2 protein-coding genes are annotated in these 13,177 nt (G+C 50.4%); both read right to left on the reverse strand.

What is annotated here, in order from left to right; translation table 11 throughout:
* Positions 1-19: 19 nt before the first annotated feature.
* A complete protein-coding gene (locus ACR32F_RS28130; RefSeq protein WP_440112935.1) occupies positions 20-9,127 on the reverse strand; it encodes an SDR family NAD(P)-dependent oxidoreductase in 9,108 nt (3,035 codons plus the stop codon).
* A 14-nt stretch (positions 9,128-9,141) separates the two neighbouring features.
* The gene (locus ACR32F_RS28135) at positions 9,142-13,170 is read right to left on the reverse strand and encodes an SDR family NAD(P)-dependent oxidoreductase (RefSeq protein ID WP_440112938.1); all 4,029 of its coding nucleotides are present in this window, start codon (positions 13,168-13,170) and stop codon (positions 9,142-9,144) included.
* Positions 13,171-13,177 lie beyond the last annotated feature (7 nt).

Below are 13,177 nucleotides of genomic sequence, written 5' to 3' on the forward strand. Positions count from 1 at the left end.
GAGGCTATGCTCTCCCTGATCAGAAATTAAAATCAAGATCTTCTGCGGCTGAATCGTAAGAAACCAGCATATGCTTGCTGCTTTCCAGTTCAATCTCGCCCAGCTTTTGCTGCGGATGAAGCAATAACTGTTGCAGCAGCTCTACATAATCGTTAAGCATCTTCTCCGCCGTTTCCCGCTTGAAAAGCTTGGTACGGTACTCCAGATTAAATCGCAGCTTGTCATGCTTTTCGATGATTTCGAGATACACGTCATAACGGCTTTCCGCAGCTCCAAACTCATATGGAGTCGTAGTGAATTTGCCCACGGTAACGTCCACTGTACCTACATTCTGAAGTGCAAACATCGCATCGAATAAAGGATTGCGGTGTCTGTCTCTGTTCAGGTTAAGCTTCCGCACCAGGTCCTCGAACTGAAATTGTTGATTCTCATAAGACTTCAGTGCACCTTCCCTAACTTCAGCCAGCAGCTCCAGGAACGTTTTCTCGGATTGTGGCTTGGTACGAATCGTAATGATGTTAATAAAAACACCAACGACATCCTCCAGATCGGCGTGAGATCTACCCGCAATGGGAGAACCCACAACGATATCCTCCTGATCTGCATATTTGGCCAGCAACACGTTATATGCTGCAAGCAGGAGCATAAACAAGGTTGTTCCTGTCTTGGCAGCCATGCGATCCAGATCCATAGTCAATGCTTCATTGCCGATAAAGACCACCTGATCTCCCTCAAATTCATTAGCCAAAGGACGAGGGTAATCGGTAGGCAATTTGAGCTGTGGAATGGAATCCTTGTACAGGTTCAACCAATACTCTTCCTGTTTGAGCAGAGCACCAGAGGAGAGCAAGGCATTATGCCACACGGCATAATCTTTGTACTGAATGGTGAGTGGTTTCAGTTCACGCCCTTCATACAGATCAATGATTTCCTGCATAATGATGTCCATGGACATGCCATCCGTGATGATATGATGCATATCAAAAAATACGGCGTGTACACGATCTGCAAGCTTAACCACTTCAAAGCGGAATAACGGCGCCTGATCCAGCTCAAAAGGTTTCACGAAACCAAGGAGCTTCTCGGTGAGTTGTTCCCGAGTGGACTCCGAGTAACCCACATTGAAGTCGACCTGATCCCACACCTTCTGATAAGGAATACCGTCCAGGATCTCAAACGAAGTCCGGAAGGATTCATGACGTTGAATCAGCTTGCGAATGATTTGTTCAAATGCCCCATGCTCAAAATCCCCCTCCATGATGGAGGCTCTTGGTATGTTTGCATTGGTATTTTGACCCTCCAGCCGGTCCAGAACTACGAATCTCTTCTGTGCAGAAGAGACTGGGTAATACGGTTGGTTCTCCACACGAGTCAGAGCAGGCAGTGCTCCCACGGAATCTTCACCTATGGAAAGACCGTAAGACTCCTCCAGATAGGCAGCCGATTCCGCAATGGTTGGATACATCAGGATCTCTGCTGTGTTCACGAGAATCGACAACTCTTTGGTGAGACCATTGGCAATTTTGAGACCCAGAATGGAGTCTCCGCCCAGCTCATAGAAATCATCATAAATACTGAGTTCATTGACCCCAAGCGACCTACTCCATAATCGGCCTAAGGCGCTCTCAATGACGGAATAAACTTCGTCCGTCCTTCCCAGCAACTTCATGTTGCCCGATTCTTCATGTGAATGACTTGCATTCCCCTTACGTCCGGTTTCGATAGCCTCGCTGATATCGGAAGAAAACAGCATGAGCGGCATGTCATCAGAGACATGCTGATAAATCCCATCCCGGTTGAGTTCCCCGATCAAAACCTGGGTTACATCTTTGCGCATGGCTTCTTGCAGCCCCTGTATACCTCTGGCTGTCGTGATTGCCTTGAATCCGCCATCTGAATTGGCATGAAAATCCCGGGCCATGCCGGTTTCCTTCCACGCTGTCCAGTTCACGGCAAGGGTGGACAAACCTGCTTGCCTGCGATGAGCCGCGAACGAATCCATATAGGCATTGGCAGCGGTATAGTCCCCTTGTCCAGGTTCACTAAAGAACGTGGTAGCCGTGGAGAACATGACAAAGAAGTCCGGTTGATCCGCACGTGTCAGCTGATCCAGACTCCATGTCCCCAGCACCTTAGGCCGCATGACACGTTCAAAGGCTTCACGGTCTTTGTTCATCAGGAACCCTTCTCCAGCCACACCAGCGCCGTGAATAATACCAGACACCGTACCGTGCTCCTTTCTGATCTTGCTGAGCACCGATGCAAGCTGAATGGGGTCAGCAATATCTGCGCTGTACAGATGTACTTCTGCGCCGCGAGCTTCCATCTCTTTGATCCGTTGAATCTGAGCGGTTAACTTCGTTTCCTCACCTGAGGACAGCACATCTTCCCATGTTGCCCGTTCTGGAAACGGTGAGCGGTTGATCAATACAAGCTTAATTTTCTCTGGCGCTAAAGATAATGCACTCGCCGTCTCCAGTCCAATTCCGCCTGTCCCTCCAGTGATGAGGTACACACCGCCTTCGCGCATGTGTATCGGTCGTTCGGGCAGCAAGGACATCGGGATTTCGCCCAGCTCCTGAACATATCGCCGCCCCTTCCGGTATGCGGCAAGATATAACGTGTCCGGGTCACGAATTTCCTGCAGCCATTGCTCCATCGGTGTCTCGGCATCGATATCAATGCTTCGACAGCGGAATTGATTCATCTCGTGACAGATGGTCTTGCCAAGCCCAACCATCGGTGCGTGTACTGGACGGATGTACAGCTCACTGCCCGTAACGCTTTGTGTACAAGACGTCACCAGTACTAGGTCGACCGGGCGTTTGAAATGAACCCTGGACATGGCTTTGGACAAATAAAACAGACTGTATACGCCACGATCGAGCGATTCTTCCAATTCCCCTACAGTACCTTCATCCGGATGCTGATCCAGTGCAAAGAAATGAAGAAGCTGCGAGATTTTATAAGGCTCTATCGCTCGGATTAACCGTTCATAATCTTCTTCACATGATCGTATGGTAAATTCGGCATTGGCTTGATTGGTATAGGAATCTCCGCGGTAAACCTTGATCACAAGCCGACCTTCCGCTTCCAGTTTCCCGGCTACGGATGAAGCTATGCCACTTCTATCCATCAACATCACAACCGGTTCTGTATTGCCACCCTGTTGACCAATCGTTATTCGATTCATTTCTTTCCACATGGCTGCATAGTGCAGTGGAGCAGCGGCCTCTTCTATGGAGACCTCACGCAGCTGTGGACGTTCGGGAATGTTGATCCAGCAGCGCTTCCGTTCCAACGGATACGCAGGCAAGCTGACTTTACGAGGATGTTCTCCTGCGTACAGTTCTTCCCAGTCCGCATCTGCTCCCTGAACATAGAGGTGGGCAACCTGCTTTAACAAATACTCCGACTCGCGTCCATCCTGTACAAAGCTCTGGATTGCTGAACGCATTAAATGACTCAGACCCATTTTTTCCGATTCGGTCATTTCACCAGCGGCCTTATCCTTCTTACTCTTGGGAACAGTCCGATGTTCACCAAACTCCACGCCTGGTCGTGCAATGGATTGGAACGGTTTGTTCTCCAACTGTCTAAGCGTATTCAGAAGCCCTTCCGTATCCCGCCCCATGAGCGACAACCGGAACGGGTAATGCCCTCGTCCCGTGCTTGCTGTACTGCAAATATCTGCGAGTGCATATCGCTCGTTCCGGTCAAGCAGACGAACATACTCGGCAACCAGCCGCTGAAGGGCATCTTCGGATCGGGCAGACAATACCAGCAAATGAGGACGTGCTGGTGCAGATACGGGTGCAAGCACTGGTGGTTCTTCCAGGATGACATGGCAATTCGTTCCACTGATACCGAATGCGCTGACACCGCAGCGACGAGGTCCATCCTTCACCTTCCACGGTCGTAATCGTGTATTCACATATACAGGCGAAGCATGAAAATCAATATTCCGGTTCGGACGATTAAAATGAAGATTCGGTGGAATCACGCCATGCCTGACAGCCAGTGCAGCCTTGATCAGACTGATCATACCTGCTGCCTCAGAGGTATGACCCAGATTGGTTTTAATGGAACCGACCGCACAAAATTGACGTCTGTCTGTGAATTGTCGGAACGCATTTTGGATGCCTTTGATTTCAATCGGGTCACCCAGTGCGGTTCCCGTGCCGTGCGTTTCCATGTAAGTGATGGTCTCGGGATGAATACCCGCCTGTTTCCAGGCCTTGGTGATGACTTCCTGTTGAGCCGCTGGATTGGGAGCCGTAATGCCGGCTGAACTGCCATCCTGATTCATGGCAGTGCCTTTGAGAACGGCGTATACCTGATCCCCATCCCTCAAGGCATCCTCCAGCCTTTTTAGCATGACTACCCCGATGCCCTCACCAAGCCCGGCACCATCAGAGTCATCATCGAATGCTCGGGTCTTTCCATCACCGGACTCCAGACCCTGGAGCATGTTTTCGTTCTTTTTGGTGATCGGCATGGTAGAGATTTTGATTCCACCGACTGCGGCCATGCTGCACTCTCCGCTTAACAGGGCACGCGAAGCAATATGCACCGCTGTGAGAGACGAAGAACAGGCCGTATCCACCAACATGCTTGGCCCTTTCAAGTTCAGCAAATACGATATGCGGGCAGGAATGATCGATGGTGTGTTACCCACCACGGCATCGGGCAGAGCGCCCAAATCCGTCTCATAAATGAAGCGTGAATACATATCGACTGTATTGGTTGAATAACCCAAATAGACACCGGTATCCGACCCGGCCAATTTCCCGCCGCCGTAACCCGCATCTTCAATAGCCCTCCACACAGTCTCCAGGAAGAGACGTTGATTCGGGTCTGTCAGACTGGCTTCCTTGGGTGATAATTTAAAGAATGAATAATCGAATAAGTCAATGTCTTCAATAAAAGCTCCCGCTTTGGATTCCAGTTCCGGGAGATCCAGCCTTGTATTTTGCAAATACCAGTCCAGATCCTGTTGTCTGCGTTCCGGAAGAGGGCGGATGTGATCCACCTTGCCTTGAATATGCTCCCAGAATTCGGATATATCTGTTGTGGAAGCTACATTCAAAGCCATCCCTACAATGGCTAGATCTCCTGACAAGGGTCCAGGCACAGTTTGTCCTGAACGCTGCTGATCTTGGGAACCCGCCTCTGCTTGCTCCGCAGTATCCGGTGTTCTCTGTTGTTCGCTGGTTGCAGAAGCATCCACGTCGCTCCATACGGTGTCAGTGTTTTCTTCCGCTTCACCATTTTCCTTGAAAATATATTCAGCCAGCTTATGAATCGTCGAAAATTCAAACAGATCCGTCACTGCAAGAACGCCAGGATACCTCTTGGAGAGCCCCGCGTGAATTTTCAGCAGCAGAATGGAATCAGCACCAAGCTCAAAGAAATTCTCATAGATATCGATCTCGTCAAATCCCAGAACTTCTTTGCATACGCTGGCGACATGCCGTTCAGTAGCCGTATATCCGCCCTCGCTCTTGCCCGATAATCTCACTTCACCACCTGAAGTGCTGCCCGCCTTCTTGGTCGACCTTGTTTTGGAAGCAGCACTTTGCAGATATTCGGCCACTTTGCCACTAAGTTCTGTTGATAGCCGAACCTGCATTTTATCCAGCAAGCGCACGCCGCCCCCACTGAAGTTCAGCTGCCCAATTAGCACCCTGCGGATCGAAGAGTTCATGGCCTGTTCCAGGCCCCGTATGGCCTGTGCCGTAAGGACGGTTTTGAAGATGGTGTCTGCGGTAAAACCAGCATCCACCGACATGCCCGTCTCTTTCCATGTTGTCCAATTCACGGTGAGAGTGCGTTTTCCTCTTAAGGTACGTTCATCGGCAAAGGCATCCAGGTAGGCATTAGCTGCCACGTAGTCCGCTTGAGTTACACCACTGAACATCGTAGCTACAGAGGAATACATCACAAAGAAATCCAGATCGTCACTGTGGGTCAGTTCATCCAGATTCCAAGTACCGTATATTTTGGATGCCAGCACTTCGCTGAATCGTTCTTCACTCCGATCCACCAGAAGTTGATCTCCTCCGACACCCGCCCCATGAATGATGCCATGAATAGCACCATAACGTGTACGCATATCCCGAATCACCCGATCCATCGCTTCCCGGTCAGCTACATCCGCACTGTACCAGGAGACCTCTGAACCTGCGGCCTCCAGCTCCGTAACGGCTGTAATGAAACGCCGAAGTTTAGCTTGACCGGGCTGGTTCATCAGGTTGTCCCACTGTACACGATCCGGTATCGGGGTACGATTGATCAGAGCCAGACGCACCGGTGCTTTGGAAGCCAGGAAACGCGCTGTCTCCAGACCAATACCGCCGCCACCCCCAGTAATCAGGTACACGCCCTGATGGCGTACAGATAGTGGGGTATCCTCCGCAACCTGCACACGGGTAAATTCTTCAACGTAACGTAGTCCACCACGGTACGCGACCAGATAATCCCCCTGACCTTCTGTCTCCAGAGCTTCCTCCATCCAGTCAGCTACGGCAGTGTCTGCATCTACGTCGATGGAGCGAAAAGAAATGGACGGATGCTCACGGTTCAATACCTTGCTTAGACACAGGAATGGCGCATGTTCTGGCCGCTGAGCAGATTCGTCTCCCGTAATATTGTGGGCGTTCAATGCAATCAGGGTAATGCCAGCAATCTCGGCAAAGTCACTTCTCATCAGAGCACGCACTAGATAATACACACTGTACACACCTTGGCGCTGGCTATTCTGTAATTCACTCAGACTGTGAATACCCGACTGCGGTGTATCTAGAGAACAGCCAACATGAATGATGTGATCCACCGACTTGCCCCGAAGGCTTGCGAAGAGACGATCGTAATCCGCTTCCTGGTCACCAAGCGTATACCGATTGTCGCTCAAGTCTGCATAAGCAGAACCCAGTGCTGTCCGGATTATATTCACGCCAGTGCGCTCAAGTACACGAGCTATAGAATCACCAGCATCAGGCTTGCCTTCAACCAACAATACCGTTCCCGGTAAAACGGCGATCCCGCTGCCTGAACGTTTCCGCCCAGCCTCTCTCCATTGCATCGTATAGTGAAAATCTTCTGTGTGTTGTACAGACACTGCTGCGCCTCTGTCGATACGACTTGATACCAGTTCGTCAGGAAGATCAATCCAGCAGCGATGGGATTCAAAAGGGTACACGGGCAGACTAACCCGACGCACACCAGTACCTTTGTACAATCCCACCCAATCAACATCAGCCCCTTGTACGTATAACGAACCAAGCTTGGACACGCCTGCTTCATCATCCCACTCGGAGAGGGTAACCCCTTGCGTAAGCTCCTCTACCTGTCGATCGAGCTTTTTCCGTGACGCTTCCGTCATGTCACCAGGTTCAAGCTGTGATTTGCTGGCAGGTACAATTTTGTGCTCCCCGAAGCTGAACCAGGATTCAGGTTCATTCCACGTTTCCGCCAAGGATAAGACTTGCAGCTTCAGTCCCAGATCCGTGAGACTCTCTGTCACTACAGCCAATCGGAAGTTATAGTGTCCTCTGCCAACACTCGCGGTATAACATAGATCCTGCAGATGACATGCGGGCGGTTTTTCCTGCACAACTCTGCTATACGTTACGACCAGTTCCCGTAGAGCTGGCTCAGACTTGGCGGACAACACGACCAGACCTTCCTTCGCATAAGAAGAGTCAACGTCCGTGGCAACCGGTGCTTCTTCCAGCACCAGATGGCAGTTCGTTCCGCTAAAACCGAAACTGCTGACCGCACAGCGCATCGGGGACTCTTTTCCTTCCCATTTGCGAAGCCTTGTGTTTACATACACGGGCGATGTCTTAAAGTCGATCTGTCCATTGGGTCTGTCAAAATGAAGAGACGGCGGGATTTCACGGTTTTTGATAACCAGTGCCGCCTTGATCAGACTGACCAGACCTGCCGCTTCATAGGGATGACCCATATTCGATTTCACAGTACCAATCGGACAAAATTGCTTTTTATCTGTGTACTTCTGAAAAGCAAGCTCCAAACCTTCAAGTTCCAGCGGATCTCCCAGCTTCGTACCCGTTCCATGGGTCTCAATGTAGGACAAGGTCTCGGGGTGAATTCCCGCCTGATCCCACGCTCTGGATATCACATCAGCCTGGGCCTCCGGATTGGGAGCGGTGATCCCAATAGAAGCTCCGTCCTGATTAATGGCGCTGCCTTTGATGACCGCATAGATCTGGTCCTTGTCCTTGAGCGCTTTGCTCAACGGTTTCAGTAATACCGTAGCAACCCCTTCGCTGATTCCAGCCCCATCCGAGGAATGGTCAAAGGCTCTTGTTCGTCCATCCGATGCTTCAAGCCCCCCGCGGTAATATTCCGTATCCAGTGGCATCAGGTTCACACGTAATCCGCCGGCAAGTGCCATATCACAATCGCCATTCCGAATGGATTGGCAGGCGAGATGCACAGCAACCAATGAGGATGAACAGGCCGTGTCCACCACCATCGAAGGCCCCTTCAAATCCAGAAGATACGAGATTCGTGCAGGCATCATGGCGGCAATATTGCCAACCGCTGCATCGGAAGTTAATTGAATATCAATGTCCTGGATCATCCGCAAATAGCTGTCCTTAATATTGCTGGCGAATCCCAGGTATACGCCTGTCCGGCTGCCAGCCAGACTTTTCCCACCATATCCCGCATCTTCGAGAGCACTCCAGGCTGTTCGCAGGAACAGTCTCTGAAAAGGGTCCATCAGTGCCGCATCCCGTGGGGGAATCCGAAATAACTTGTAATCAAATTGGTCGATGTCTTTCAGATAGGAACCATCACTGTATTGGATATCCTCTCCATATCCTGCATATTGGAGATACGCGTCAATATTTTGACGACGAGAGTCCGGAAAATTTGCAATGGAATCACAGCGATCACGGATGTTGTCCCAGAACTCGTCAATATTGTCCGCAGATGGAAGCATGGCTGATATGCCAACAATGGCGATTCCCTCAGAGTTGTTCCGCTTTCCCTCCGATTTCAATCCTTTGAGCAGCTGGGCAGCAACCTGCTTGTCAATTTTGCCCGCGGCTGCATTCTCAATAATCATTCTCAGCATCTGGCTTGTTTGGTTCATCGGGTTCTCCTTCCTCAACGATCCTCGAAGCTCTTGACTGCATCGTCAATGCTCAGACTACCGGCTTCAATATCTTTAAACAGCTGTTCAAAATCATCCACCGGTTGGGCTGGCTCAGCAGGCGGTTTCACTTCCAACTTGGTCATTACAAATTGGGATAACGCATGCACACTGGTGTACGAAAACAGATGGATCAGTTTCATCTTGCCTGGATAAGCATCTTCGAGCAGAGAAAATAACCGGTTTAACAGGATGGAATCACCGCCCAGGTCAAAAAAGCTATCGTGGATATCCAGCTCTTCAAAACCGAGCACCTCGTTATACATGCCTGCAATCTGCCGTTCGATGCTGTTGTAATCCTCGCCGTCTTTTCCTTTGAGTTCAACATGTGCATTAGCCGATTTATTTCGTTTAGCTGCAACAGGAGCCACCTGCCGCGACTCTTCCAGCTTCTCGGCTTCCTTCAGCCTGTTCGTCATCTCTTCCGAGAATCGGAATGGAAACTTGGTCAACAGCGCTTTGGCAAACTGAGGATGGTATGTAAATTCCCCGATCAACACACGCGGCACCTCTTTGTTCAATGCTGTAAAAAAACCGGCCGTTGCCTGTTCGGTCGGAAGGGCTTTCGTAATGGCATCCACATTAAAACCATAATCAACGGACATGCCCGCTTCTTTCCATGAAGACCAGTTAATAGACAAGGTCTTCAGGCCACTTTTGCTGCGAGAATAGGACAACGCATCCAAATATGCATTTGCCGCTGAATAATCTCCTTGCCCAACCTCACTTGACAGGGACAGACCGGAAGAGAAGAAGACCATGAAATCAAGCTCATCCTGCCGAGTCAGGTGGTCCAGTATCCAGGCCCCTTGCACTTTTGGATGAAGGACTTCGTCAAACGTTTCTTGGGTTTTGCGGATTAAATATCCAACCGCTGGTACCCCTGCACCGTGGATCACTCCCGTGATGAACCCATGCTTCTCCCTGACATCAGCCAGTACATCCTGCATCGCTGCATAATCCGATACATCGGCTGCATAACAAGATATCTCCGAGCCCTGTTGTTCAATCTCCAGGAAATTGCGGAGACGAGCTGCCATCTTGGATTCAAGCTCTGGGTCGTTAAGAAGTGTTTCCCATTCCGATCTTGCAGGAACTGGGGTGCGCCCAATCAGTACAAGCTTGACATCTGCTTGGGAAGCGAAGAATTTTGCCATTTCCTGACCAATACCACCTGTACCCCCGGTAATGACGTACACACCATCCTTTTGGATATGGACAGGAGAATCCGTCAACTCATCGGCTCGGACTTCACCCAATTCCTCGATATATCGAACCCCATTGCGGTAGGCAGAGGTATAACTCTGATCTTGGGAACCCATTTCCTGAAGCAGTTCAGCTGCCCCTGTACTCTCGTCCAGATCAATGCTTCGACAGGTAATATGCGGATACTCCAGGGCGAGTACTTTGCCCAAACCATATAATGAGGCCGCTTCGGGAGAGAGTCGGCTCTCTCCGGTTGTGACTTCGTAGACCTGTTCGGAGACCAGCATCATATTCAGCGCGTTGTCACTTCCGTGCTCAATCAGGGCACGAATCAGATAAAACAGGCTATATACCCCTTTTTGCTGACTTTGTTCCAAAGCCTGAAGTGTACGAATTTCCGTGGGAGCCGGCACCGCAAAGAGATGTACAATGTCACTGATGGTCGTATCCCCCAGCGCTGCAAATAACTCCCCAAAGTTTCCTTCCGAACCATTCACCGTAAACGATCCATCCGGTTCCTGATTGAAAGATTCTCCATAACGGACCTCAATCACTTGGCGCCCTGACTGCTTAAGGCGTTCAATCAATTCGCTTCCCCGGTTACCCTCGTCCTTCAAAATCAGAACTGCACCTGTTCCCTGAATCGGTTCCGGCTCTGTTAGATCAGCTTTCCTCCAGTTCATCCGATAGAATCGGGCTGACGTCGGTTCTTCTGAGAACGCATTGCTGCGATCCGCGGTAGCGGTACGAGCTGCCTCAGGAACTTCAAACCAGCAGCGAGTCCGGGTAAATGGATAGGTCGGCAGACTTGTTTTGCGTAGTCCGTCTCCTGTGTATAGAAGCTCCCAGTTCAGTTCTGCACCCTGTATATAATGCAGTCCAATCTGGTCCAGTATGTCCTGTTCAGCCTGCTGACCCTTACCCATCTTCGCCAGTTCCGGATTCAGACTCATAGACCGATGGCCTGTCTGCCCTTCTTCTCCACCTATAGCTGGTGAATCTGGACGGTTTTGATCGTTGCTAACCTTGTGATAACCGTAATAAATCCCTGGACTTCGGTGTCCATTGGGTCCTACACTTTTGCTTAAATCCTCATCCGCCGATCCGATCATTCGTCCAGCTTCATTTAACCGAAGCAGAAGCTCCTCCGCATCCTGCCCGGTGACCAGTAAACGGTATGAATAGTGGCCCCTTCCCGTGTTGGCGGTATAACATACAGAAGGTACATTCTGAGATTCAACTTGAGAGAGAATATTGGCATATTCCGTAACCAGGGTCTGGAGAGCTGCCTCCGTTTTGGCCGATACAGTTAGAAGATGTTCTCCACCTACTCTCGGCTCCTTAACCGTAGTGGTCGGCGCCTCTTCCAGCACAATGTGGCAATTGGTCCCACTGATGCCAAACGCACTAACACCGCTACGTCGTGGTGTTGCATCGGTATCCCATTCCCGCAACCGGGCATTCACATAGACCGGGGATGCCGCAAAGTCGATGGCCCGATTCGGTCTGTGAAAATGTTTGGAGGCAGGAATCTGTTTGTGTTGCAGTGACAAAGCCGATTTGATCAATCCCACGACACCAGCTGCCTCCGACAGATGACCAATATTGGTTTTGACCGAGCCGATTCCGCAAAATTGACTTTTACCGGTGTGACGCCGGAATGCCTGTTCAATCCCTTGTACCTCCAGCGGATCACCCAGCATGGTGCCACTGCCATGCGTCTCAATATAAGAGACCGTCTCGGGATCGATACCCGCATCCGCCCAGGCTTGAAGAATCGCTTCGGTCTGTGCCTCGGGGTTCGGGGCAGCGATACTAATGGATTTACCGTCCTGGTTTACGCCATAACCTTTAATGACAGCGTAGATCTGGTCACGATCCTCCAACGCTTTATCCAGCGGTTTGAGCATCACTACCCCTGCGCCTTCACCAATGCCCGATCCATCCGAGTCGTCATCAAAAGCTTTGGTTCTCCAGTCTGTCGACTCAATCCCGATTTTGATATGTTCACTCTTTAAAGGAACCAGATTAATCTTGATTCCCCCAACGAGTGCCTGATCACATTGCCCCTCCTTGATCGCCTGACAAGCCAGTGTAATGGCCACCAGAGAGGATGAACAAGAGGTATCCACCACCATACTCGGCCCTTTCAAATCCAGTAAGAAGGATAACCGACCAGCCGCTACAGAAGCCAGATTGCCCACAAGCGAGTACGCAAAGGATTCCGGTTCCGCATCATATATAAAACGCGAGTACAAATCCCGAATATTATTGGATAGGCCCAGATATACTCCGGTACGACTGCCCGCCAGTTTTCCGCCTCCATACCCTGCGTCCTCGATCGCTTTCCATGCCGTTTCCAGAAACAGTCTGTGGTTGGGGTCCGTAAGACTGGCTTCTTTGGGTGACATTTTAAAATAAGCGTAATCAAATTTATCAATCTCATCGAGGTAGGCATTTTCATTAAATTGAATTTCTTCTGGCGACATGCCCAAATATTGCAGATACGAATGGATGTCCGGCACTCTGGATTCGGGAAAGGAACGAATGCTATCCGTGCCACTGACGATGTTATCCCAGAATTCTCCCGGAGAATCAGCCTGTGGCAATTTCAAAGCCATGCCCACAATGGCAATATCTTTGGCAGCATTGGTGGACCCGGACGCCGTATAAGCGTCCTCCTCCGCTTTGAGCTTTTTGAGCAGCTGCACGGCCACGGTTTTGTCCAAGCTTCCGTCTTGCAGATGTTCCATGACAAACTTATATACACTCTCCACCACAGTT

The sequence above is a fragment of the Paenibacillus hebaui genome (genome assembly GCF_051934385.1).
In the GTDB taxonomy this organism is placed as follows: Bacteria; Bacillota; Bacilli; order Paenibacillales; family Paenibacillaceae; genus Paenibacillus.